At 43.0% G+C, this 25,269-nt stretch carries 27 protein-coding genes; 13 read left to right on the top strand and 14 right to left on the bottom strand.

Features of this window, described 5'->3' with window-relative positions; translation table 11 throughout:
• Positions 1–20: 20 nt before the first annotated feature.
• Positions 21–818 carry a uroporphyrinogen-III synthase gene (locus tag Q8J82_RS09820; RefSeq protein WP_305328201.1) on the bottom strand — a complete coding sequence of 266 codons (798 nt, stop codon included), beginning with the start codon at positions 816–818 and terminating at the stop codon, positions 21–23.
• 167 nt (positions 819–985) lie between these two features.
• On the opposite strand from Q8J82_RS09820, the gene Q8J82_RS09815 reads away from it, so the two are divergent.
• From Q8J82_RS09815 to Q8J82_RS09800, 4 genes are all read left to right on the top strand, one after another.
• Positions 986–2,695, top strand: a complete 1,710-nt coding sequence (locus Q8J82_RS09815; protein ID WP_304892055.1) for a CHASE2 domain-containing protein — start codon at positions 986–988, stop codon at positions 2,693–2,695.
• Positions 2,692–3,207 (top strand): SH3 domain-containing protein, encoded by a 516-nt coding sequence (locus Q8J82_RS09810; RefSeq protein WP_304892056.1) that lies wholly within the window; start codon positions 2,692–2,694, stop codon positions 3,205–3,207. Before Q8J82_RS09815 ends, Q8J82_RS09810 begins: the two co-directional genes overlap by 4 nt.
• Entirely contained in the window at positions 3,204–4,202 is a 999-nt protein-coding gene (locus Q8J82_RS09805) for a M48 family metallopeptidase (RefSeq protein ID WP_304909224.1), read from the top strand. Before Q8J82_RS09810 ends, Q8J82_RS09805 begins: the two co-directional genes overlap by 4 nt.
• 220 nt (positions 4,203–4,422) lie before the next feature.
• On the top strand, positions 4,423–5,088 hold the full coding sequence (locus Q8J82_RS09800) for a hypothetical protein (RefSeq protein WP_304891216.1): 666 nt from the start codon (positions 4,423–4,425) through the stop codon (positions 5,086–5,088).
• A 14-nt stretch (positions 5,089–5,102) separates the two neighbouring features.
• Here the strand turns inward: Q8J82_RS09800 and Q8J82_RS09795 are convergent, their stop codons facing one another.
• The 7 genes from Q8J82_RS09795 to Q8J82_RS09765 form a co-directional block, all read right to left on the bottom strand.
• Positions 5,103–5,528 carry a potassium channel family protein gene (locus Q8J82_RS09795; RefSeq protein WP_305326923.1) on the bottom strand — a complete coding sequence of 142 codons (426 nt, stop codon included), beginning with the start codon at positions 5,526–5,528 and terminating at the stop codon, positions 5,103–5,105.
• A gap of 1 nt (position 5,529) precedes the next feature.
• Positions 5,530–6,564, bottom strand: coding sequence for an AI-2E family transporter (locus Q8J82_RS09790; RefSeq protein WP_304909225.1), 1,035 nt, complete (start codon positions 6,562–6,564; stop codon positions 5,530–5,532).
• A gap of 124 nt (positions 6,565–6,688) precedes the next feature.
• On the bottom strand, positions 6,689–7,261 hold the full coding sequence (locus Q8J82_RS09785) for a YigZ family protein (RefSeq protein WP_304891219.1): 573 nt from the start codon (positions 7,259–7,261) through the stop codon (positions 6,689–6,691).
• Positions 7,262–8,947 (bottom strand): formate--tetrahydrofolate ligase, encoded by a 1,686-nt coding sequence (locus Q8J82_RS09780; protein WP_305328200.1) that lies wholly within the window; start codon positions 8,945–8,947, stop codon positions 7,262–7,264.
• Positions 8,947–10,419 (bottom strand): helicase HerA-like domain-containing protein, encoded by a 1,473-nt coding sequence (locus tag Q8J82_RS09775; protein ID WP_304891221.1) that lies wholly within the window; start codon positions 10,417–10,419, stop codon positions 8,947–8,949. The genes Q8J82_RS09780 and Q8J82_RS09775 overlap by 1 nt, the downstream gene beginning before the upstream one ends.
• A 71-nt stretch (positions 10,420–10,490) precedes the next feature.
• Positions 10,491–11,042 (bottom strand): DUF302 domain-containing protein, encoded by a 552-nt coding sequence (locus tag Q8J82_RS09770; protein ID WP_304891222.1) that lies wholly within the window; start codon positions 11,040–11,042, stop codon positions 10,491–10,493.
• 42 nt (positions 11,043–11,084) lie between these two features.
• Positions 11,085–12,011, bottom strand: a complete 927-nt coding sequence (locus tag Q8J82_RS09765) for a CysB family HTH-type transcriptional regulator (protein WP_304891223.1) — start codon at positions 12,009–12,011, stop codon at positions 11,085–11,087.
• Between the two features lie 160 nt (positions 12,012–12,171).
• Here Q8J82_RS09765 and Q8J82_RS09760 point away from each other — a divergent pair, with 160 nt between their 5' ends.
• From Q8J82_RS09760 to fdxA, 7 genes are all read left to right on the top strand, one after another.
• Positions 12,172–12,966, top strand: coding sequence for a sulfite exporter TauE/SafE family protein (locus Q8J82_RS09760; protein ID WP_304909227.1), 795 nt, complete (start codon positions 12,172–12,174; stop codon positions 12,964–12,966).
• Between the two features lie 44 nt (positions 12,967–13,010).
• Positions 13,011–14,693 (top strand): nitrite/sulfite reductase, encoded by a 1,683-nt coding sequence (locus tag Q8J82_RS09755; protein ID WP_304909228.1) that lies wholly within the window; start codon positions 13,011–13,013, stop codon positions 14,691–14,693.
• Positions 14,690–15,295, top strand: a complete 606-nt coding sequence (locus Q8J82_RS09750; RefSeq protein WP_304909229.1) for a DUF934 domain-containing protein — start codon at positions 14,690–14,692, stop codon at positions 15,293–15,295. The genes Q8J82_RS09755 and Q8J82_RS09750 overlap by 4 nt, the downstream gene beginning before the upstream one ends.
• The gene (locus Q8J82_RS09745) at positions 15,295–16,068 is read left to right on the top strand and encodes a phosphoadenylyl-sulfate reductase (RefSeq protein WP_304909230.1); all 774 of its coding nucleotides are present in this window, start codon (positions 15,295–15,297) and stop codon (positions 16,066–16,068) included. Before Q8J82_RS09750 ends, Q8J82_RS09745 begins: the two co-directional genes overlap by 1 nt.
• A gap of 191 nt (positions 16,069–16,259) precedes the next feature.
• A complete protein-coding gene (gene cysD, locus Q8J82_RS09740; RefSeq protein ID WP_304891919.1) occupies positions 16,260–17,204 on the top strand; it encodes a sulfate adenylyltransferase subunit CysD in 945 nt (314 codons plus the stop codon).
• Complete coding sequence (locus Q8J82_RS09735) at positions 17,204–18,499, top strand: sulfate adenylyltransferase subunit 1 (RefSeq protein WP_304909231.1); 1,296 nt, start codon at positions 17,204–17,206, stop codon at positions 18,497–18,499. The genes cysD and Q8J82_RS09735 overlap by 1 nt, the downstream gene beginning before the upstream one ends.
• Before the next feature lie 70 nt (positions 18,500–18,569).
• Positions 18,570–18,893, top strand: coding sequence for a ferredoxin FdxA (gene fdxA, locus Q8J82_RS09730; protein ID WP_013147898.1), 324 nt, complete (start codon positions 18,570–18,572; stop codon positions 18,891–18,893).
• A 93-nt stretch (positions 18,894–18,986) separates the two neighbouring features.
• On the opposite strand, the gene Q8J82_RS09725 is transcribed toward fdxA, so the two are convergent.
• Entirely contained in the window at positions 18,987–19,655 is a 669-nt protein-coding gene (locus Q8J82_RS09725) for a hypothetical protein (protein ID WP_304891960.1), read from the bottom strand.
• A 166-nt stretch (positions 19,656–19,821) separates the two neighbouring features.
• Here Q8J82_RS09725 and Q8J82_RS09720 point away from each other — a divergent pair, with 166 nt between their 5' ends.
• Both Q8J82_RS09720 and Q8J82_RS09715 read left to right on the top strand, forming a co-directional pair.
• Positions 19,822–20,421 carry a DUF4126 domain-containing protein gene (locus tag Q8J82_RS09720; protein WP_304891959.1) on the top strand — a complete coding sequence of 200 codons (600 nt, stop codon included), beginning with the start codon at positions 19,822–19,824 and terminating at the stop codon, positions 20,419–20,421.
• A 6-nt stretch (positions 20,422–20,427) separates the two neighbouring features.
• Complete coding sequence (locus tag Q8J82_RS09715) at positions 20,428–20,943, top strand: M48 family metallopeptidase (protein WP_304891958.1); 516 nt, start codon at positions 20,428–20,430, stop codon at positions 20,941–20,943.
• A gap of 54 nt (positions 20,944–20,997) precedes the next feature.
• Here the strand turns inward: Q8J82_RS09715 and Q8J82_RS09710 are convergent, their stop codons facing one another.
• The 5 genes from Q8J82_RS09710 to pqqC form a co-directional block, all read right to left on the bottom strand.
• The gene (locus Q8J82_RS09710) at positions 20,998–21,438 is read right to left on the bottom strand and encodes a four-helix bundle copper-binding protein (RefSeq protein WP_304891957.1); all 441 of its coding nucleotides are present in this window, start codon (positions 21,436–21,438) and stop codon (positions 20,998–21,000) included.
• 153 nt (positions 21,439–21,591) lie between these two features.
• A complete protein-coding gene (locus tag Q8J82_RS09705) occupies positions 21,592–22,776 on the bottom strand; it encodes a multidrug effflux MFS transporter (RefSeq protein ID WP_305328199.1) in 1,185 nt (394 codons plus the stop codon).
• A 133-nt stretch (positions 22,777–22,909) separates the two neighbouring features.
• Positions 22,910–24,139 carry a pyrroloquinoline quinone biosynthesis protein PqqE gene (gene pqqE / locus Q8J82_RS09700; protein WP_304891955.1) on the bottom strand — a complete coding sequence of 410 codons (1,230 nt, stop codon included), beginning with the start codon at positions 24,137–24,139 and terminating at the stop codon, positions 22,910–22,912.
• Positions 24,140–24,198: 59 nt separating this feature from the next.
• Positions 24,199–24,483 carry a pyrroloquinoline quinone biosynthesis peptide chaperone PqqD gene (gene pqqD / locus Q8J82_RS09695; protein ID WP_305328198.1) on the bottom strand — a complete coding sequence of 95 codons (285 nt, stop codon included), beginning with the start codon at positions 24,481–24,483 and terminating at the stop codon, positions 24,199–24,201.
• 11 nt (positions 24,484–24,494) lie between these two features.
• A complete protein-coding gene (gene pqqC, locus Q8J82_RS09690) occupies positions 24,495–25,262 on the bottom strand; it encodes a pyrroloquinoline-quinone synthase PqqC (RefSeq protein ID WP_305328197.1) in 768 nt (255 codons plus the stop codon).
• Positions 25,263–25,269: the final 7 nt, after the last annotated feature.

Here is a 25,269-nt window from a genome sequence, read left to right as displayed (position 1 = left end):
GCGTAATTTTATAGAAAACATTAGGCAAATCTGCTATTGATAGCATTGATGAAAGGCCCTAATTTTGGCGGGTTAGGCTCAACATCCACTTTAATGCCAAACTTTTTCAATGCAATTGTACACACAGGACCAATGGACGCAACCATGCTTCTGTTAAGTCCAGATTGTAATGCTTGACTGCGGCCAAGCCGCTCGGCAACAGCAAAGAAATTATAAACTTGGGACGCACTGGTGAAACAAACCATATCAATCGCATTAGCATCAAGTGCATCCATCAAATCGACCAAAGGCTGAGTATTTTCTGGCAAGCTCCAGCGATAGGTCGCAATTTCTGTCACCCGCGCACCTCTTGCTTCAAGTGCCTTTTGCAGCTCCCAGTTAGTATCGCCATAGCGCTGCACCACCACATGTTTGCCTGAAATAGGGCTTACATCAAGCAGAGCCAGCACCTCAGCCGTGGTATAAGGTTCGCTGGCTGTTAAGTCAATACGCACTTTATATGAACGTAATACCGCAGTCGGTTTTGGCCCGCGCACGACCACTTTTGCGTTTGCGAGAATTTGCTGAAACTGCTCGGTAATACCTAAAGCATCTGTCGTAGCAAACAAAGCTTTAACGCCAACACCTGTCTGAAAAATGAAAATATCAGGCACATTTTCTTGCCAATCATTCACTAAATGACCAATTAGTATTGGATCAATATCCGGAATCTCCGCCAATGCTGGTGCGGAAAAAGGCGTGCCGCCGTATTTTCTCACCAAATCAGCAAGCTGTTCTCCTGCCCGGTTTTCCAGAATCGCAATGGTTTTATTTTTCAATGTAAAAATCCTAGAAATTGGCCAAACAATTTAATGGCCTTTATTAGCGGCTTTGCATTTAATGCGTGCGTTTTATTGGTTTTTAGTTTAAGTTTTCAGTATAGCAAATCCCCGAACCCTAAAAACCATTTATGATTTTAAGTAATCCATCAATCCAGTAAATTTTAATGATTAAACTTAAACTACTTCTAGCCCAATGGTTAGTGAGCATCACGCGCAAGTTACACAATAACTTTTATTTATATCTATGCGCCTTGCTATCCATATTGATATTGCTTGATGCCAGTGTATTTCACATCGGTGAAAATATGCGTAACCGTGCGTTTGATTTAATGGTTAAGAACCGCATTTTGAAACCTGATGTTGACCCTGACATCGTGATTGTTGATATTAACGAGGCCTCGTTAAACGCCATGGCAAAGGAATATGGCCGTTGGCCATGGCCGCGCCAAGTGTTTGGCGAGTTTGTAGAGAATATTAAAGCACAAAATCCCAAAGCTATCGTATTCGACATTTTGTTTAGCGATGCCGACATTTACAACCCCGATAGCGATGCTTATTTTAATGACGTAATTGCCGGAACAAATAATGCGTTTTTTCCTATGCTGCGCTTATCTGAAGCCAGCGATCATTTAAGTAAAATCACACCTGATATGATTCCTGGCATAGGGTCGCAATCAAAAAATGTGAGGGGTGCGCTCGACTCTAACGCTAAAAAACCAATCGCCATTATATTGCCGCATTTCGAAGCTGCATTAAACTCTAAACGCCTGGGTACACACAATATTTATGCGGATTTTGATGGCATTACCCGTGAATACAGACTTTGGCATGATGAAAACGGCTGGTTATTACCATCCTTACCATTGGCTGTAGGCAATTTCGTACAAATGAACTCATTACCGCCACCGCAAAACATGCTAATTAACTGGCGTGGAAAACCATTTACTTATCCATACGTGAGCTTTAGTGATGTCTATACTGACATGGCGAGTAAAGTTAAACAACGCGCGCCCAATGAATTTACCAACAAAATCGTCATCATTGGTTCTACTGCACCTTCACTGTTTGACATTAAGGCCACAGCCATGGCCAAAGAGTTTCCGGGGGTGGAAATTTTAGCTACTGCAATAGACAACGTAAAAAATACCGACTACTTGCATGTATGGCGCGGTAAAACGCCTTATATATTGATGAGCCTGCTGCTGATATGGCTAACAGCGCTGGCGTTTTACCGCAATGTAGACCGCGACAAAGTCACCACTGTTTTTAGCAGTAGCCAGATCGTTTTGCTTGGGCTTTCATATCTGGCGCTTAATTTGACCAATATTTATCTGGACATTACAGGGCCAATTTCCTGGGCCATCATGTACTTTAGTGTGGCAAAAATATATGCGCTGGCTAACGATCGCGCCATGCAACGCTTATTGGCCAATGATATTGAATCAGGTAAAAAGGGTGCAATGATATTACTGATGCCGATTGTGATTGAGAGCAAATTACCGCTGAGCGACGGCACGTTAAAGAAACTACAGCATAAAATTGAACATCATTGCAGCATGCCAGCTACTGTAGAGATGTTAAAAGGCACGCAGAGCGGCATTTGGGGGCTATTTAGCGACATGATTACGGTAAGCTGGGTGTATCCGCATGATAATGCGATAGAAGCTGAAAAAGTAAACAACGACGCTACGCAATTAGGCCTGCAATTAAAAACCATGCTGCAAAATACGGGTATGCCGAATGACACTGCAGTGCGTTATGTACGGCATACAGGCATACTCAATGCAGATATGCCGATGGATAGCCAATGGCGCGGATTATTCGCGCAAGCAATCATCAAACTAGACATTTTAGAGAGAGATCAAAACAAATGAGACCATTGAACCGCCTACTTATTGCAGTCAGCCTGCCCGCCCTACTGCTGGTTAACCTCAGTATGGCGGCCGAAACTGGCAGTGCCCTTAAAAATGACACTATGCGCGTTGAGCCCTTTGCGGACGCAAAAGTAACAGGGTCATTTAACCGTGGCGAAAGCCTGGAGATACTCAATAAGAAAGGTGCTTGGCTTCAAGTTAAAACTAAAAAAAATACTGGCTGGGTTCGATTGCTTTCTATTAAACGCGGTAGCTCAGGTGCTAGCAATCAGGCGGCTGGAGCACTAGCAGTAGCCAGTGGCCGTGCAGGTACCGGACAAGTGATATCCACCACAGGTATTCGTGGTTTAAGCGCAGAAGATCTTAAAGCAGCCAAATTTAACGAGGCCGAAGTCAAAACCATGGAAAGCTATACACAAAATGCTAATCAAGGTAAGCAATTTGCAAGCGCTGGTGGCTTAAAAACTGTGCCTTTTGCTAACTTAAAAGCGGTCGATGGAGGCTCAAAATGAGTCAATTAAACAAAAGTTCAATGAAAATAAATATGCTCATTTCCGCTGTGCTAGCCAGCCTATTAGCGGGTTTAAGCATCAGCAGTTCAGCTTTTGATTTACAGGGCACACTTAAAGATGCCGCCAAAAAACAAATTGAAGAACAACTAGGCCAATCAACAAATTCGCAACAAGCAACCACGCCAGATAATCAGAGTGCAACAACACCAACGCCTGCGGATTCAACAGCACCTGACTCCGTAAGTAGCACCATAGCGACGACTGCTGAAACACCGCAAGCAACCATTAACTGGAAAAATCCCAGCACTGCAGAAGAGATTGCACTAGGCCGCGAAATTACCGGCAATTTGCTAGGTGCAGCGCCTTTGGTTAAAAATGAAGCATTACAGAAATACGTTAATTCTGTAGGTCGCTGGGTTGCATCACAATCAGAAAGACCAGATTTACCTTGGCATTTTGGCGTAATAGAAAGTGACGACTTAAATGCGTTTGCAGCACCTGGCGGCTATGTCATGATTACCAAAGGTTTATATAAAAAAATGAGCAACGAAGCACAGTTGGCTGGTGTACTTGGTCATGAAATTGGTCATGTTGTAGCAAAACACCAGCTTAAGGTTCTTCAAAAGCAACAGTTATTAAATTTAGGCGCAGGATTTTTAAATAAAAAAATAGGTAAAGACAACAAAATAATCAGTCAGGCGATTGGTAGTGGCGCCGAGATTAGCGCAAGAAGTTTAGATAAAAGTGCTGAGTTTGAGGCTGACCGATTGGGTCTAAGTTATGCAACTCGATCAGGCTATGAACCTTTTGGCTTAACTGATATTTTGCAGCTATTAGGTCAAACTGGCAAAAATGATAATAGCGTTGCCTTATTGTTCAAAACGCATCCGCATCCTGATGAAAGGTTAGCCACCTTGGGGAATTCTGTGGGAAGTAAATTAGATAATATTAAAAATGGCAAAACATTAGAAAACAGGTTTTACCAACTCAAGTAATCTATTTTAAAAATAAATCATTTACAATCAAATGGTTAATATTACTTAAACTGTTTAACTAACTGAAAAAATGCTATTACCATTGCGACATATTATCAATTAAGCGATAATCTTTACGCAAAGACGCATTTCCAACAACCTTAAAATAGTTAATCATCATGGGGCTATCCCCCCTTTCAGCGCAATAGATTTAACAAAAAAATCAATCGAGGAGCACGCTATGCAATATCAAATTGATACTTTTCTTGCATCACTTAATCAGTTCTGGCAACAGGTGGCTATGTTTTTTCCTAAACTGCTTGCGGTGATTGTCATCTTACTTTTTGGCTGGTTAGTGGCTAAGATGGCGCGCATTGGGGTGAATCGCTTGTTAAAATTTATTAAGTTTGATCAATATGCAGGCAAATCTGGTTTAGAGACATTTTTAAAACATGACAACTTTGACGTTTCCCTTAGCGGCGTTGTTAGCCAGGTGGTGTATTGGTTAGTCATCTTGCTTTTCGTCATCACAGGCGCCAACGCATTAGGGCTTACGGAAGTGGCCGTCATGCTTAATCAACTAGCTAATTACTTACCAAAAATTATTGTTGCGATTGTTGTATTGATATTTGGTACCTTGTTAAGTCGCTTTATTAATCGCCTGGTGTTTGCCTGGTTGCATGGTATTAAGTTTGACGGAGCGCTCGCAATCAGCACTTCTGCTGAGTACCTAGTACAAATATTTGCTATTTTTGTTGCGCTTGAGCAGTTGGATATCGGCACTCAATTGATTACGGCACTATTTATTATTTTGTTTGGTGCTGTATTTTTGGCACTTGCCATTGCATTTGGTCTTGGTGGTAAAGACTGGGCAGCTAAGATCATCAATGAAAGACAAAAAAAATAAATCGGTTAATATCGTTATTTGTCTTTCCATAGCTTCTGCATCTCAATAAACATAAAGGATGCAGTCCAGGAAATTAAAACCAGTCCTGTAAGTGCCTCTAACCCTGCTAAAAATCTTACATCTCCTTTGGCGACTATGTCGCCAAAGCCTAGAGAGGTGTAGCTGACAAATGAAAAATAGATACAATCCATCAGGCTTTTATCAAAGTGCCCTTCTAAGGAACCAAAGCTGCCTTGATGAATCATGAAGTAATAGCCAAAGGCAAAAGCCCAGATTTCAACTACATGCGCAAATATTGCCCCAAAAACACCAAATAAAACGCGCAGCCGAGGCTTAATCGTTAATTTAGGAATAAACCTTGAGAGCTGGTTGAGCGCTTCAAAATGAATCAGCACAGCAACAGCCACAAGAAAACAATTTAAAATAAAAGTGAAAATCATTTTAAACTAAGTCTCTGGCACGTAACTCGGCCTTAATATATGCGTAATAAATAGGCGCTGCAACGATGCCCGCTAAGCCAAAAGCAGACTCCATTACCAACATAGCAATCAATAGCTCCCAAGCATTCGCACGAATTTGTCCGCCGACTATACGAGCATTTAAGAAGTACTCAAACTTGTGAATCACCACTAAATAGATTAACGAAGCAATCGCCACGCCTAACGAGTGACTCAAGCTCACCACCACAATCATAGTGTTAGAAATTAAATTACCAATCACTGGAATTAAACCTACCACAAAAGTTATGGCAATCATTGTTTTAACCAGCGGCAAATGAATTCCCATTAGAGGTAATATTACGGCCAAATAAAGCCCGGTGACGGCGGTATTGATTGCCGAAATACGCAACTGTGCAAATACCACACGCTTGAACGCATCTCCAAATAAATCACCCCGCTCGGCTAACGCACGCGCAAATGGCTTAAAGTGATCCATTGTTACTGCATCTCGTATCGCCAGCATGCCGCCGATTACCATGCCAATAAGCACATGTGCTGTTACTCGCCCGGCTTCTTTGCCGACCACTTGCAACTCATCCGCATGTGTGCGCAGCCAATCGGTCGCTTGCTCTTTGAATGTATGGGCATCTGCCGGCAATCGTTCAAGTAACCAGTTCGGCAAAATCTTGCGTGAGTCTTCAAGAATTTGCGCCATTTTAGCTAACAGCACGGTAACGCTACCTGCATCTGACCTTAAAAATGCAACTAAGCCAGCCCCGGCAAGCGCAAGCAGGCTAACGATGATGGCAACTAAAATACCTACAGCCCATAGTTTAGAGCGATTACTAGGTTTTTTGCTTGGAAAACGACGTGCAATGTAAGGAGTGATAATATGCACAAGCTCATATACCAATAGGCCTGCAAGCAAGGCGGGTAGCAAATGAAATTTCAGCACGAAAAATAAAGTAAAAGCGGCTAATATCCAGGAAAACGTTTCATATAGGGATGGTGGCAACGCTTTTGAAAGTTTAGTCATGTTAAAAATATTGCCTAATTAACGAATTGAATTGGGATTTTTGCACGAGGCTGGTTGTAAGTGTAATTTTGTATAAAAACACTCACGCTAAATATTAAGCTAAACAATACCACAACCCTCTGGATTACCCGCCAAATGGCTTAAAGCGATTCAAAAAATTCGTCGCTTCATCTGCCGGTAACAAAATCACCAAGTCAATCTGCTCATTAAAAGCCTTAGACACGATACTGCCGTTACACTTGGATAGCGCATTCGTCATCACATCCATTTGCTTATAAGTGATGGTTAACTGGTAAGTTTTCATTTCAACAAAAGCAGAGGTTTTCACATTATCCAAAGCCAATTTAGCAGTACCGCCATAGGCACGCGCAAGCCCGCCAGTCCCTAAATTGATGCCGCCATAATAACGAATGACCGCCACGCAAACGTTGATCAAATCACGTCCTTCAATGAGCTTTAATACTGGCATGCCGGCAGTGCCTGAAGGTTCGCCGGCATCTGAAAAACGCGGTACGATACCTTGTGCCGTTTTAAGTCGAAAAGCATAAGCCAAGTGATGCGCGCTTTGATGTTGCGCTGCAAACGCGCGCAATGCCTGCCCTACCTCACGCTCGTCTGCGCAAGCTACAGCCATGGCAATAAAACGTGATTTGGTAATGGTTTGCTCAGCAAATCCTGGTTGTGTAATCACCTGCAATTAACTCAACCCGGTGATATCACCCGCCTGATTGACACTTATGCGTTCACTGGCTGGCTGATTGGGTAAACCTGGCATGGTCATGATGTCACCGCAAATTGCCACAATGAACTCTGCACCTCGCGATAATCGTAATTCACGCACATGCAGCACATGCCCCGTTGGCGCACCGCGTAAAGTCGGATCTGACGAAAATGAATACTGAGTTTTAGCAATGCAGATGGGGTAATGGTTATAGCTTTTTTCTAGTTCAGCAAGTGTTACTTGTGCTGCAGCAGATAACTCCACCTTACTTGCACCATATATTTTTTGTGCGATCTTCTCTATTTTTTTCAATAATTGCATATCATCTGAATACAAAAATTTGAACGTATCCGTTTTTTGCTCGATGACACCAAGCACCTCGGCTGCCAAGTTTAAAGCGCCCGCACCGCCATGTGCCCAGTGCTTACAAACAATGGCTTTCACACCCATATTTGCAGCTTCAGATTCTAACAGCGCAATTTCAGCCTCAGTGTCACTCATAAAGTGGTTGATTGCCACGACAAGCTGCAAACCAAAATGTTGCTTAAGGTTTTGTACATGCTTGTGTAAATTCGCCATGCCATTTTTTAAAGCAGACAAATTTTCTTGATTTAATACAGTAACATCTACTCCGCCATGATATTTAAGCGCACGCACAGTGGCTACCAACACAACTGCGGCTGGACTTAACCCTGTTTTTCTACATTTAATATTGATGAATTTCTCAGCGCCTAAGTCTGCACCGAAACCAGCTTCAGTGACCACATAATCGGCCAGCTTTAATGCAGCTTTTGTCGCCACTACAGAATTGCAACCATGCGCGATATTAGCAAATGGCCCGCCATGCACGATTGCGGCTGTATGTTCTAAGGTTTGTACTACGGTAGGTTGAAAAGCATTTTTTAGTAACGCCGTCATTGCCCCTTCGGCTTGCAAATCACTTGAAAATATTGGTTGTTGCTCCGCATTTAAGCCAATTTGAATATTTCCCAACCTGGCTTGCAAATCATCTAACGAAGTAGCCAGGCAAAATATTGCCATCACTTCACTGGCTACTGTAATGTCAAACCCAGTTTGCCTGACATAATCCTTGCCATCTTTAGTTCGACCATTGAGTGTAATGTTACGCAAGGCGCGGTCATTCATATCTATACATCGCCGCCAGGTAATGCTGGCTGGGTCGATATTGAGGTCATTGCCTTGGTAAATATGGTTATCTATCAAAGCTGCGAGTAAATTATTGGCACTGCTGATAGCATGAAAATCGCCAGTGAAATGCAAATTGACATCTTCCATCGGTAACACTTGCGCGTAGCCGCCGCCTGTAGCACCGCCTTTTAAACCAAATACAGGGCCTAACGAGGGCTCACGCATACAGACCATTGCATTCGACCCACGATTGCCTAAAACTTGATTCAGCGCATCAGCCAGCCCGATTGTCGTGGTTGTTTTGCCTTCACCTGCTGGTGTTGGGCTAATTGCAGTGACCAGTATCAACTTGCCATCAGGTTGGTGTTGTAGCTTTTGAATACAACCGGCACTTAGCTTGGCAATATAATGCCCGTAGGGTATCAAATCATCGGCATTAAGATTATATGTAGACGCAATCTCTGAAATTGACTTAAGCGTTGCGGCCTGAGCAATTTCAATGTCAGACAGCATTATTTTCGTCCACCAAGAATACTACCCAATACACCGCGAACAATCTGCCGCCCCAATTGTGAACCGATGGCACGTGCTGCACTTTTAGCTGCCGCTTCAAATACGCCATCAGCGCGACTGGTAGATGTTTTGTTGCCTCCAAACATGCCACCCCAGTCAAACCCTTCGTCCGCTTTTGCTTCAGTTGAGGTTTGTTCTGCCCGGACTTTCAAAATCTCATAGGCGGATTCACGGTCTACCAACTTTTCATAAAACCCGAAAACATTAGAAGCCTTTACAGTATCTACACGCTCACCATCAGTAATAGGGCCTATACGGCTGCCGGGTGGACATATAAAGGTACGCTCTACGGGAGTGGGAATGCCTTTTTCATCTAAAAATGATACTAATGCCTCGCCAACGCCTAACTCAGTAATGGCGGTAGCCACATTAACTTTCGGGTTGCTTCTAAAAGTATCAGCGGCAGATTTAACAGCTTTTTGGTCACGCGGCGTAAAAGCACGTAAGGCATGCTGAACACGATTTCCTAATTGACCAAGTACCATATCTGGAATATCCAGCGGGTTTTGGCTCACAAAATATACGCCTACGCCTTTAGACCTAATCAAGCGCACCACTTGCTCAATTTTTTGCAGCAACGCTTGTGGCGCATCATTAAATAACAAATGCGCTTCATCAAAGAAAAATACTAATTTCGGTTTATCTAAATCGCCCGCTTCTGGCATTTTTTCAAACAATTCTGACAACAACCACAGCAATAAAGTGGCGTAAATGCGCGGCGAATTAAACAACTTGTCTGAAGCTAGTATATTCACAATACCGCGGCCTTGCGCATCGGTCTGCATTAAATCATCCAGGTTAAGCGCAGGTTCACCAAACAACTGATCTGCACCCTGCGTTTCCAGCTCCAGCAATGAGCGTTGCACCGCGCCCACACTGGCGGCGGAGATATTGCCATAATTGGTTTGGTACTCAGCTGCGTTTTCGGCCGCATGTTGCATCATGGCACGCAGGTCTTTTAAATCTAACAGTAACCAGCCTTTATCATCCGCAATTTTGAACACCGCATTTAATACGCCACCCTGTACGTCATTTAAATTAAGCAAACGCGCTAATAAAAGTGGCCCCATCTCGGCTATAGTTGTGCGAACCGGGTGGCCTTTCACACCAAATACATCCCAAAAGGTCACCGGACACTTTTTATAGCTAAACTCTGATAATGCCAACTGCTGCACACGTGCTTCAATTTTAGGATTACCACCACCCATTTGGCTCATGCCGGCTAAATCACCCTTCACATCCGACATAAATACTGGTACACCGATATGTGAAAACTGTTCGGCTAAACTTTGTAATGTGACAGTTTTGCCAGTACCAGTTGCGCCCGCTATCAAGCCATGACGGTTTGCCATTTTAGGCAGAATAAAACTGGAAATATCTTGATTTTTTGCAACTAGAATTGGTTCGGCCATACGATTCCTAAACTTAAATAATAATTTATTTTAATGACAAAATTTAACCCGCATGGTTAAACCGCTAGTGATTAAAAATCACCCTTGCGTACTTTGTCCATTATTTCAAGCAATGCTGTTTCTAACTCCTGCGCAGATTTTTTTGCCCGATCTGAAGGATTTTTAATGCTTTTTAAATCAAACGTTGGGCGATCCATGGCGATGAATAATTTTAACTTTTTATTAGCATCCAACTTTTCATAAATAGCAATTCTGCAAGGTGCAAATACTAGAAACTCCGGGTGATCTAAAATAATCTCAGTACCCATGCTTAAATTGCAAAAAGAGCGGACTTCTTTGATGCCTTGCGGGTCAATTCCACGCAGTTTTATATGCTCTCCTATCGGGAAGTTGGCGGGATTCACAAAGTTCATGCCCTCAGAAATTGATTTCAAACTCTCTATTACATCCTGATAACTTACACCATCATTGACTGCCAACTCGTAGATTGCAGTACTTGGGTCTATCGCGGGCATACCTGCTCTAACTTTACCAATGAGTTCACCTTGTGTTGCTGCGGGCTTCACTGTATTACAGGCGGTTATAGTCAATAACAACAGGGGAATTAAAATATATTTATGCATAAAAACCTTTTTGTGGCATGGTCAAGACATTATAGAACAACATTATGCGCTTATTTTAAGTGCTGCATTCACCGCCTGGCGATTAAAATGTGGTGCAATCAACTCAATGAAACCATACATATAACCACGTAAAAAGGCATCTTTGCGCACACCTAAATAAGTAGTGCTGTCAGGGAATAAGTGACTCACATCCACCATCGCTAAATTTGCATCGCGTTCCGGGTCATAGGCCATATTAGCGAGCAAACCGACTCCTAACCCTAAGGTCACATAGGTTTTAATCACGTCTGCATCAATGGCGGTAAGCACTACGTTAGGTGACAAACCTGCATCACTAAATGTCTTGGATACCAGTGAACCGCCGGTATATCCAAAGTCATAAGTAATCAGCGGGTATGCTGTTAATTTTTCCAGCGTTAGCTCACCGTCTAATAAAAGTGGATGGCCATGTGGCACCACTACGCAGCGATTCCACTGATAGCAAGGCAGGCATAATAAATTTTCATAATCACTAATGTATTCAGTGGCAATCCCAATGTCAGCGTCACCGATAGACACCTGCTCTGCCACTTGGCTGGGGTTGCCTTGATGAATATTTAACTTCACATGCGGGTATGCCGTCATAAATGCTTTGATTGCAGTGGGCAACTTATAGCGCGCTTGTGTATGCGTGGTAGCAATAGTGAGCATGCCGGTTTCCACATTGCTAAACTCATCACCAACGCGTTTGATATTGTCGACATCATGCATTACTTTGGCAGCCAATGATAATATCTGCTGACCAGGCTCGGTAATACCTGTCAGGCGCTTACCATTACGTAAAAATACCTGTAATCCAATCTCTTCTTCAAATAGCTGAATTTGCTTACTCACGCCTGGCTGCGAGGTAAATAGCACTTCTGCAGCATTGGTGATGTTTAAATCCTGACGTGCCACTTCATGCAGGTAACGTAATTGCTGTAGTTTCATATTATTATCATTTCATAAACGTTTGACTATTGTATCTATAGGTAATTTCAATATAACTAAAAATTATACATATAGAATAACATATTCTAAAACAAATTATTATTAGCTGATATAGTGCGCACGTTCACAATAAAAATGCATTAGTTAACGGATACTCCATATGGAATTTGGTTATATATTTGCTGGCTTTGGCGTTGGTTTGCTAGTTGGTATCACAGGCGTGGGTGGCGGTTCACTCATGACGCCTTTACTGGTATTTTTATTTGGCTTTAAAGCTACTGTTGCAGTTGGTACAGACTTACTTTATGCCGCCATCACCAAAACTGGCGGCGTATTTGTTCATCATAACACCCATAAATCAGTTGATTGGCGAGTGGTTTGCTGGATGTCACTTGGTAGTTTGCCTTCCGCAGTTGCAACCATTTTTGTGATTAAGCATTTAATTAAAATTGAAAAAGATGTTACAGGGCTCATTACCTTCACGCTAGGTATTGCGCTAATACTTACCGCAATTGCGGTCTTGATTCGAAGCTATATCACACGCAAACAAATCCGTGAAATTGAAAGTAGCATTATCAGTAGTGGCCGGTTTAAGCAAATACAAATTCCCGCAACAATATTCATAGGTATTGTTTTAGGGATATTAGTAACGATTTCTTCTGTAGGCGCAGGCGCATTAGGGACGATTGCAATTTTATTCCTTTATCCCAAAATGAGTACGTTGAAAGTAGTTGGCACAGATTTAGCGCACGCTATTCCGCTCACCGCAGTAGCTGGTTTTGGACATTGGACGCTTGGACATGTGAACTTTGAGTTGCTAGGCACCTTACTGATAGGTTCTTTGCCTGGTATATGGATTGGCAGCCACTTAAGCGTTAAAATACCGGAAAAAGTATTGCGTCTGGTTCTGGCGACCTTGTTACTCATTATTGGCTTAAAGTTCGTTTTAGTTTAATGACAGTTAGTTTAAGAAATATAAATATAGAAGTTTAAATATCCATGTATAAATATGATGAAATAGATCAACAAATCGTTGATGAGCGTGTCGCACAATATCGCGACCAAACACGTCGCTATCTGGCTGGCGAACTCAGTGAAGATGAATTTCGGCCATTGCGTTTGCAAAATGGCTTATATATTCAGCGCCAGGCACCTATGCTTCGTATTGCTGTTCCTTATGGAATGTTATCAAGCAAGCAATTGCGTAAACTGGGCGATATTGCAAGCAAATATGATAAAGGTTACGGGCATTTCAGCACGCGCCAAAACCTGCAACTTAACTGGCCGAAACTTGAAGATGTGCCAGATATTTTGGCAGAGCTTGCCACGGTTGAAATGCATGCGATCCAAACCTCCGGCAATTGCATCCGCAATATCACCACAGACCAATTTGCAGGCACCGCGCCTGATGAAATTGTAGACCCACGCGCAATGGCAGAAATCATGCGCCAATGGAGTACTTTCCATCCTGAGTTTGCACTTTTGCCGCGCAAATTCAAAATTGCCGTTTCTGGCACGCAGGACGACCGTGCAGTTGTGCAAATGCATGATATCGGCATGGAATTCTATCTCGACAAAAACAATAAAATCGCCATCAAGGTATGGGTGGGCGGCGGTTTGGGCCGCACGCCAATATTGGGCTCTGTAATTCGTGAGCATCTTGAATGGCAACACGCTCTTACCTATTGCGAAGCGATTGTCCGCGTATATAACCTGCATGGTCGCCGCGATAACGCTTACAAAGCCCGCATTAAAATTTTAGTTAAAGCGCTTGGCATTGAAGAATTTAAACGTCAGGTAGAAGCAGAGTGGGCGCATTTAAAAGATGCCCCAAATACCATTACTGAAACAGAATTAGCACGTGTAAGCAAGCATTTTGATGCCATGCCTTACGAAGCATTACCCGCACATGACGCAAGTTTTGATACTGCAATAGCAAGCAACCTGGCTTTTGCCGCTTGGGCAAAACGTAGCTTGCATGCGCATAAAATATCAGGCTATCGTGCAGTAACGCTTTCACTAAAACCTCATGGTAGCGCACCTGGCGATGCCACAACAGAACAAATGCATGTAGTGGCTAACTTAGCTGAAAAATACAGCTTTGGTGAATTGCGCGTTTCACATGAGCAAAATTTGATTTTGGCTGACGTGAAACTAAGTGATTTGTTTGCAGTATGGGAAAAAGCCCGCGCCAATGGCCTTGCAACGCCAAACATTGGATTGTTGACCGATATTATTTGCTGCCCGGGCGGCGATTTTTGCTCATTAGCGAACGCAAAAAGCATTCCGATTGCTGTCGCTATTCAGCAGCAGTTTGATAATTTGGATTATTTGCATGACATTGGCGATATTGAACTCAATATCTCTGGTTGCATGAATGCTTGCGGGCATCATCACATTGGTCACATTGGCATTTTAGGTGTCGATAAAGACGGCTCTGAATGGTACCAAGTGACAATAGGTGGCAGTCAAGGTAATCAAGCTTCTATCGGCAGCGTGATTGGGCCGTCATTCTCTGCTGAAGAAATGCCTAACGTTGTACAAAAATTGATTGAAGTTTATATTAAAGAACGTACAGATGAAGAACGCTTTATCGACACGGCACGCCGCTTGGGGGTAGCACCATTTAAAGCACATGTTTATGCGGATAAAAACGCCGCCAAAGATGAGGTGGCAGCATGAGCAACTTGATTATAAATAATGCGGTAGCGAATGATGAATGGACGCTAGTCAAGCTACCAGCCAGTCAAATTGCAGAACGCAAGCAGGCAGGTAAAGTCGTATTATTTAAGCTCACAGGCGAAAATACGGTAACCGATGAGCAGATTGCTGGCACGGTGATTCCAGCTACCGGCAAAATCATAGTGCCGTTAAGTGTATTTATTACTCGCAAAGCTGAGTTTCAAGCACGTATTGCTTCAAATGAAATAGGCGTGTGGATTGATACCCACGAAGTGCTGGAATCCTTGATTGAAAACCAAGCGGATTTAAACGTACTGCCTATTATTGCCGTACATGTTGAGCGCTTTGCTGATGGACGCATTTTTTCATTAGGCGCTTTATTACGCACTCGCTACGACTTTAAAAACGAACTCCGCGCTTTTGGTGATGTGCTGCGTGATCAACTATTCTTCTTAAAACGCAGCGGTTTCACCAGCTACTTAATTCGTGCGGACCGCTCTGCAGAAGATGCTTTAGCCAGCTTAAAAGACTTTACCAAGCCCTACCAAGGGGCGGTAGATAATCCAAACCCTGTGTTTAAACGATATAACAGAGCTGTGTAATGAGTAATCAAGTCTCTATGCTGAAATCTACCGCCAACAATCCAACCACTAAGCCAGAATTGACCGATTCGTTGATTGCCAGTGTCAACGAAAAATCCGCAGCGGTATTAGCTTTGTTGCAAAATGCCAGTATTGAATTAAATAGTGCAGGATTAAAGTCTATTACTTTTGCCAACAGCTTTGGCGCTGAAGACATGGTACTGACTGATATTATTTTGAAACACCAATTGGCCATTGAGATTTTTTCCCTCGACACAGGGCGCTTACCTGTTGAAACATACGATTTAATCGCTGAAACTGAAAAACACTACAACACTAAGCTCAATGTGTATTTTCCAAAAGCTGAAACTGTAGAGTTTTACGTTAAAACCAATGGCATCAACGCGTTTTATGAGTCTATCGAATTACGCAAAAGCTGCTGCCACATGCGTAAGGTAGAGCCGCTACAACGTGCGCTTAATGGCAAAAGTGCATGGATAACAGGCATGCGTGCCGCACAAGCTACCACTAGAACCAGTTTGCCTGTTCGCGAGTTTGATGAAAGCAACAAGCTGGAAAAATTCAATCCATTAAGCGATTGGACTGAACAAGAAGTTTGGGCTTATATCAACCTGCACCAAGTGCCGTATAATGCGCTTCACGACCAGTTTTACCCCAGCATAGGCTGTGCGCCGTGTACTAGAGCCATCGCCATGGGTGAAGATGTGCGTGCAGGCCGCTGGTGGTGGGAAGATCCAATGAATAAAGAATGTGGACTACACGTAAAGAAATAAACCTTTTAATTAACCACCGAGAATAATCTACGCAAACATACTCCCTCTCCCTTTAAGGGAGAGGGCTGGGGTGAGGGTAATAACTTAAATTTTACCCCCACCCTAACCCTCCCCCTAAATGGGGAGGGAATAAAACAAATCGTAAGTTTATGCTTTATCTCTATGGTGAAAAGTTTTTAAGAATTTAAATTATGACAAACAAACAAACAAAACATCAACAACCACTTTCACACCTTGACTGGCTAGAATCTGAAGCAATTTACATTCTGCGCGAAGTCGCTGGGCAATGTAGCAACCCAGTATTGCTATTTTCCGGCGGCAAAGATTCACTCTGTATTTTACGCCTTGCCGAAAAAGCCTTCCGTCCTGGGCGCTTCCCCTTTCCACTCATGCATATTGACACCGGCCACAACTATCAAGAAGTCATTGATTTCCGTGATCAACGCGCAGCAGAACTAGGCGAACGCTTAATTGTACGCTCTGTGGAAGACTCGATGAAACGCGGCACTGTGGTGCTTAAAACACCAGATGAATCGCGCAATAAACATCAATCCGTGACCCTGCTTGAGGCGATTGAAGAGTTTGGATTCGATTGCTGTATCGGCGGCGCACGTCGCGATGAGGAAAAAGCCCGCGCAAAAGAGCGCATCATGAGTTTCCGTGATGAGTTCGGTCAATGGGATCCAAAAAATCAGCGCCCAGAATTATGGAACTTATATAATGCACGTTCACATAAAGGCGAAAACATTCGCGCCTTCCCTATTTCCAACTGGACAGAAATGGACGTTTGGCAATATATCGAACGTGAGAATTTAGCCTTACCTAGCATTTATTTTGCACACCAGCGTGATGTAGTAATGCGTGGTGGCTCCATTGTGCCAGTGAATGTGCCGCTTGTAAGCGGCGAAGTTGCCAACCCGCTTAAAGCTGGCGAAGAAATCATCAACATGCAAGTACGCTTCAGAACCGTCGGCGATATCAGCTGTACCGCCCCTGTGATTAGCGATGCTGATACCGTGTCTAAAATCGTACTTGAAACCGCAACATCCACCATTACCGAGCGTGGCGCGACACGCTTGGATGACCAAACATCGGATGCATCAATGGAACAACGCAAGAAAGAAGGCTATTTCTAATGAGTAAAGCAACAGTACAACATAACGATAGCAACGTTGATTCACTTCTCCGCTTTATGACCTGCGGCAGTGTAGATGACGGTAAAAGCACGCTAATCGGCCGCTTGCTATTCGATACCAAAACCATTCTGGCTGATACATTAACGCAAATTTCCAACACCTCGAAAAAGCGCGGTATGGAAGCGGTAGATTTATCGCTACTTACAGATGGCTTACAAGCTGAGCGCGAGCAAGGCATTACCATTGACGTGGCTTACCGCTATTTTTCAACGGGCACTCGTAAGTATATTATTGCTGACGCACCTGGCCATGAGCAATACACTCGCAATATGGTAACAGCGGCTTCTACCGCTAACTTAGCGATTATATTAATCGATGCCCGTCGTGGTGTATTAACGCAAACCCGCCGCCACAGCTATTTAGCGCATTTGGTAGGTATTCAGCACATCGTTGTTGCCGTCAATAAAATGGATTTGGTCAATTATGATCAAGCCACATACGACAAAATTTGTGCTGACTACTTAGCCTTTGCCCAAGAAATTGGTTTTGCTCAGGCAAGAGATATTAAGTTCATTCCGTTGTCTGCTTTAGCAGGCGATATGCTGGTTGACCGCCTAGACAATATGCCTTGGTATAAAGGTGAAACACTGCTAGAAATACTAGAGTCTGCGCCAGCCGCACACACTGAAGGCGATGAAGAATTCCGCTTCCCTGTGCAATTCGTATGCCGTCCACACGCCAGCGCAGATGCAGATTTGCATGATTTTAGAGGTTTTATGGGCAGAATTGAGAGTGGCGGCATTTCTGTGGGTGACGCTGTAACTGTACTGCCAAACGGCTATCAATCAAAAGTAAAAGCTATTCAACTAGGTGATGCACAACTACAAAGTGCGCAAACTGAACAAAGCATAACGCTGTTGCTTGAAGATGAAATCGATACTTCACGTGGCGACATGATAGTGAAAACGGGTTCTGCCATTCAGCCTGTTAAGCAAATTGAAGCGTTCGTCTGCTGGCTGTCAGAAACGCCGATGTCTCTTGCTAGAACATACGTTATCCGCCATACCACACGCGAATCAAAAGCTAAAGTAGGCACAATTTCTTACAAGGTAGATGTGAATACACTTGAAGAACAAGCCACAACTGACTTAAAAATGAATGATATTGCCCGCATGACTTTCAAACTTGCACAACCACTTATGGTGGATAGCTACGCAACTAACCGTGCTACAGGCGCATTTATTGTCATCGATGAAAGCAGCAATAATACTGTAGGGGCTGGAATGATTATTTAATTCCATTTTATAAACTTACAAAAATCAATTAAAATATCGCTTTAGAATTTTAAGCCCTTAAGGAACAAAAATGACTTACGTCGTTACCGAAAATTGTATTCAATGCAAATTTACTGACTGCGTTGATGTTTGCCCAGTAGATTGCTTTGTAGAAGGCCCAAACTTTCTAGCCATCAACCCTGATGAATGTATTGACTGTACGCTTTGCGTAGCAGAATGCCCTGCTGAAGCCATTTTCGCTGAAGATGATGTGCCAGCAGATCAGCAGGAATTTATTGCGTTAAATGCACGTTTGGCAGAACTGTGGCCTGTCATTACCTCACGCAAAGCTGCGCTTGAAGACGCCGAAGCGATGAATGGTGTTCCTGGTAAACGTGATTTACTTATTGAATAACATGCAAGTAAAATAAAATATAAGCTTGATAAAACATTAAGAATAGAACTTAACTTAAAAGGAGGCCAAGGTCTCCTTTTTTATTGTCAACAGCTAAGCTGCCAGTGCAAGCGCAGGCTGCATAAGACTAGGTGCTCTGGAATCACCTTTCCAGAAATAATAAAACTCTCTGCCAACCTTTAAAGAGACTTTATACGCTTCAGCCGATGAGAATAAAGTTAAGTTTGCATCTAAAGCTTTACGGTAAGCTACAGGCTGTTTATGCGGTGCACTCCGCAACAATAACAATAATAACTTAACAAGTTTTTTACATGCCACTACAAAAAAATCATCTGCACCATTTTTACGCAATGCTCTCTCATAGGACTCAAGCGGCTGACTCTCAGATATAGTTAATGTGATTTCATCTAACGAATTCCATATCTGTTTTAAATCTGCATCTATCGGCTTCCACTCTGTTGGATTCACACCAAATGCGTGATCTTGATTCATGGCAACAATCGCTTTGATATCATTATTCCAAAACGAAAAATAGTCTCGAATGACAGGCAAACTTGTAGACCACTGGGATTTATCTAATTGCTTGAATAACTCGTCAACAGCATTTCTAAAAGAAAAGCCATCGCTTTGAATTTCTTCAAGGTAAGGAACGAGCTTCAAAATAACAAGCTCACGTTGCCTAATCAGCGATTTACAAATACCGTTTCGTTCCAAAAGATTTAAATACGCATTAAGCGCAATGTGTTCACGATTGTTATTCATTTAGTACTCCATTACTCATGGTGTTAATTGCTTACTTTCAAACTTCTGGCTTTAATTAAATTCTGACTTCTAATAAATTCTGGCTTCTAATAAATTAAGGTTCAGCACGATATAACTCATTATAATTAGGCTAACTACATTTCAATTTAAGAAACAAAGGTTGCTAATGGACGCAGTTTCAAGTTTGGCGCTGGCAAGTGGGCTTAGCTGGGCAAGCGGGTTACGGCTCTATGCCACGGTGTTCATCGTCGGCATATTGGCCAAGTTCGGTTTTATACATTTGCCGGTAACGCTTGATATTCTTAGCAATCCAATCGTATTGAGCGTCGCAGGTGTATTGTGTGTGGTTGAATTTTTAGCGGATAAAATTCCTTATGTAGATAGCGCATGGGATTCGATTCAAACCTTTATTCGTATTCCTGCTGGTGCGCTGCTGGCGATGGGCGCGATTAACACCAGCGATCCGATGATTGCCACGATTGCAGCACTGCTAGGCGGCTCACTTGCAGGAGCAACACACGCCACTAAAGCTGGCAGCCGTGCCCTCATTAACACATCACCTGAACCCGTTAGCAATATCGCGGCATCATTGGGCGAAGAAGGAATGCTAATCACTGGCGGCTGGCTTGTTTTCGCGCACCCTGCTGTGTTTATTGGTTTGATGTGCGGATTTATTGTGTTGATGTTTTGGTTTTTACCAAAACTGTGGCGCAGTGTGAAAATAGTGTTGGGTAATATTGGTAAAGTCAGCATAATGCGAAAATAAATAACAATGAAACCACCACTCAAATACCTGCAACACTACCCAGCTATCCTGCAAGACAAAATCAGGCTATTGCAGTCGCAAAATATGCTGGGGGATTACATCACCAATCGCTACCCACAGCAGCACACCATACAAACAGATAAAGCGCTTTATCAATACAGCAACGAGATTAAGCAAGCGTTTTTGCGCAATGCCCCACTGCTGGATAAAGTTCATTACGACAATAGATTAGGCATAGAACATCATGCGTTAGGGCTAAATACTGCTATATCTCGTGTACAAGGCGGCAAGCTGAAAGCTAAAAAAGAAATCAAGATTTCATCGTTTTTTAAAACTTCACCAGCTGAATTTTTGCGCATGATTGTAGTGCATGAATTAGCCCATTTAAAAGAGCGTAATCATGACAAAGCTTTTTATCAACTCTGCCAGTATATGGAACCTGATTATCATCAGCTTGAGTTTGATTGCCGTGTTTACTTATTATGGAAAACTGAAATCAACGATGTTGATGAGTCAGCTTAAGTCACTTAGGCCCAAATTAACTCACCATGATTATAGCCTCTGTAGGGCTAGTGTTTAAGCTGCTATTTTCTTACATTCTTTGTAACAGGCAGCACAGCTCTCGCCACAGGCTTTACAAGCTTCATGCTTATCTTCATGCTTCTTGCATTCGTCCTCACATTTTTTACAAGCATCCATGGCTACTTTAGCCAACTTAGGCAGGTAAGTAGATTCCTGATTGGCTAGTGACTGCAATGCTCCGCATAGCGCGAGTATCTCGTTCACACTTTTAGCACAAGCTGCCATGTCTTTATCACCCTGGCCCAAAAGATATATGCAGTGACTCAGGCAGACCTGGCCTTTTTGCACACAATCGGCTGCTGCAGATACTAAGGCCGCATTAACTGACATATCATGATGGTGATGCTCATGCTTCATTTCTGCCGCTTGAGCGCGACTCGCGAGTGCGGCACCTGCTAACGCTACACCTCCCAGCAATACTTCTCTTCTGTTCATATTAATCTCCTCAAGTGGTTAAAATGCAGTGCTTTAATCTATGAATAACAATAAGTGAGCACTATATTAAGGTAGTTTGAATTACAACTCAACAGCACTGTTTAATCATTACTTATAGCCCTTCGTTGCTTATAGTCAACAGCAAAATTTGAGTTACTTTCCAGCCCATAATTTACTTTTACGAATCGACAGCCAAGCAAATACCAAATACCCGGCCATTGCCAAAGCCAAGCCAGATGGCGCATACCAGACTAATGGCACTATCAATCCCGCTGAAACTGTAGACAAGAACATTTGTATGAAAGCTTGGCCTGATGCAGCAGTTCCGCGAATTTTAGGGTGTCGATCAAGTGCGGCAAGTGACAACACAGGCATCGCTAACGCCATGCCGATGTTAAATAAAGCAATTGGTAATATGTTGTATTTCGGGTGTGCGGGCAACATAAAACAAACAAGTAAATTCAATATGACTATAGCCGCCATCCATGCGAAGGCTGCTTTAACGACAAGCTGCCGTGAATATCGGCCTGCCGCACGTTTTGCTAAATATGAACCCAATACCATGCCGCACACCGTCGGAATAAACATATAACCAAACTGATGCTCACTTAAGCCAAGTTGCTTAACCAAAAATACCGGGCTCGCCAGCACGTAGATGAAAAATCCAGCAAAATTTGCCCCTAGCGCAAACACTACATAATTAAATTCTTTATCACCAAAAATAATACGGTAGTCTTTCATCACTTGTTTTGCAGAAAGTGGTAGTCGTTTTTCTTTAGGCATCGTTTCTGGCAGATAGCGCATTGCTGCCCATAAACTAACTGCTGCATACAATGCTAAAAAGATAAAAATAGCCTGCCAGTGAATACCAAGCAGAAGCCCACCAATAATAGGTGCTACAGCAGGTGCAATGCCAAATAACATTTGTACGGTTGCCATCACACGCTGTGCTTGCGGGCCTTCAAACAAATCACGCACCATAGCGCGCGCCACAACGTTGCCTGCACCCCCTGAAAGCCCTTGCAGCACACGAAAAAACCAAAGCGTCTCGATATTTGGCGCAAAAGCACATCCGATAGAAGCCAATACAAAAACACCTAAGCCCCATTTAATGGTGGTGATACGTCCTATGGAGTCTGAAATTGCACCATGCCACAGCGTCATAAGCGCATATGGCAATAAATAAAAAGTCAGGCTTTGTTGCAGTTCAAGCGGCGACCCTTGCAGGGCTGTTTCTAAGGTTGGAAACGCAGGTAGATAAGTATCAATGGCAAATGGGGCAAGCGCGGCCAGACTTGCAAGCACTACAGATAAAACGAATGGGGATGATTTATGCATCAAAATAGACCTTTACAAAAGTCTCCAAAAATAAAACACTCAAATAAAAAAACGCGCTGCTGACTGGCATCAGCTTTGCGCGTTTTATTTAACCATATTATGGCTAATGCAGGATGGAATAGACCATAATTAATTAGGGCAGTGCATGAAACTCGTCCACACGCTCTTTAAGCTCACCTGCGATAATTCTCTTGGAATTTTTATCATTACGGAACACGATAGGCTGCGCTACCAATACTGGATTTTTAGAGTCTTCTATCGCTTTTTCTATTAAATGGTGATGTGGCGATTTACTACACACAGGGTCGGCCGCTTCAGCATCACCGGTCAATAAAAATGATTGGCAGCGACACCCGCCTAAGTCATTTTCTTTTTCAGAACAACTGCGACAAGGTTCTTTCATCCAGCTATCGCCGCGATACTTGTTAAATGCAGGAGAGTCTTTCCAACTCCAACCCAAATCAGTATCTTTTACATTAGGAAACTGCATATTGGGTAATACGCGTGCAGAGTGGCATGGCAATACATCGCCGTTGGCAGTCACTATCATGAACACTTCACCCCAGCCATTCATGCATTTTTTAGGACGATCTGAAAAATAATCTGGCACTACAAAGAAAATCTTCATCTTATTGTTAGGGTTAGCTCTGAACTCGTTAGTAATTGCCTCAGCTTCATCCACTTGTTCTTTTGTCGGCATCAACTGACTACGATTCACTAACGACCAGCCATAATATTGCGTATTAGCCAGCTCAATATAGTCCGCGCCAAGTGCCTCTGCCATTTCTAGAATTTCTTTCATGTGGCCGATGTTGTAGCGATGTATCACCACGTTCAACACCATTGGGTAACCATGATTTTTAATCATGGCGGCGACTTTTTTCTTCAACTCAAACGTCTTGGTATTCGTAATGAAATTATTTATTTCTTCGGTAATATCATGCATTGAAAGTTGAATATGATCCAATCCGCCATCTTTAAATGCCTGGATACGTTTTTCGGTTAACCCTACACCTGAAGTAATCAAATTACTGTAATAACCCAGCTTCTTGGCTTCGATTACGATATCTTCAATATCATCGCGCAATAATGGCTCGCCACCAGAGATACCGAGTTGAATGGCACCGAGTTTACGTGCATCACGCAAAGTTTGAATCCACTGTTCAGTACTGAGTTCATTTTGCGTGTGTTTGTCGTAATCAGTTGGGTTGTAACAAAATGCACAATGTAATGGGCAACGATACGTCACCTCTGCCAGCAACCATAGCGGCTGAGTATGCGTTGCTGATGAAGCAACGCCGTTGTTTTGTTGCGCATGTACGGTCTTTTGTACGACGGATTCACCTAAAGAGGCTTGTGTCATGTTGCTACTCCTAATTTTGCTACCATGTCATTGCGGGCTTAAACCGCAATGACATACACTTAATTTACCTTACGAAGCCAACCCTTAATAACCGCCAGCTCAAACATACCAATAATATCAGCTTCAATATTGCTGGCATCAGGGAAAGTGGCTTTTAAGTCCGCAACAACGTCACCAACTGTCGCCTTACCATCAAGCCGTTTCAGCACTTCCCCTGCACTACCATGCAGCTTGACCATACCCTCAGGAAAAAGTATCACATAGTTTTGTTGCGCTTCTTCCCATTGAAAACGGTGGTGGTGCGCAAGCGCATATATGTCTGCATGTTGTATTTTCTTATCCATAATTGCTGTTCTTAGCTCACATTCATCACTGGTTGACGGAGATAATCACGCCCTTCCACTTTTATGTCCGCGCTTTGCAACATAATCGCATCAGCCATTACCCATAGTACATCCAGCTTGAATTGCAGAATCTCTAAGGCGCGCTCTTGCATCTCACGACTTTGGCTAAAGTAATCCAAAGTTACGGCTAAGCCCTGCTCAACGTCACGGCGGGCTTGAGTTAAACGGTTCTTGAAATACTGCATGCCTTCTTTATTAATCCAAGGATACATATCAGGCCATGAGTCGATACGTTGTTGGTGGATATGCGGTGCGAATAGTTCAGTTAAGCTTGAACACACAGACTCTTGCCATGGGCGTTGCTTTGCGAAATTGATATAAGCATCTACCGCAAATCTGGTGCCTGGAGCAATGAGTTTCAACGACATAATATCCTCACGGCTAAGCCCAACTGCAGCACCCAGATGGATCCATGCTTCAATGCCTCCCTCGCCGCCTTCTGCTATATTTCCACTACCGTCGTGGTCAAAAATGCGTTGAATCCAGCCACGACGGATTTCACGATCAGGGCAATTAGAAAGAATTGCTGCATCTTTCATAGGAATAGCAATTTGATAATAGTAACGATTAGCCACCCATGATTGCATTTGTGCTTGCGTCAATTTACCTTCGTACATCAACACATGGATTGGATGGTAAATATGGTAACCCTTACCTTTTTCACGCAACTTGGCTTCAAACTCGTCTCTGCTCCATGGTGCTAATTTTTCATTTGCCATTTTTTGA

Source organism: Methylotenera sp., from assembly GCF_030684185.1.
GTDB lineage: Bacteria > Pseudomonadota > Gammaproteobacteria > Burkholderiales > Methylophilaceae > Methylotenera.
Note: the sequence above shows the minus strand (reverse complement) of the source record. Positions and strands in the feature narration are given on the sequence as shown.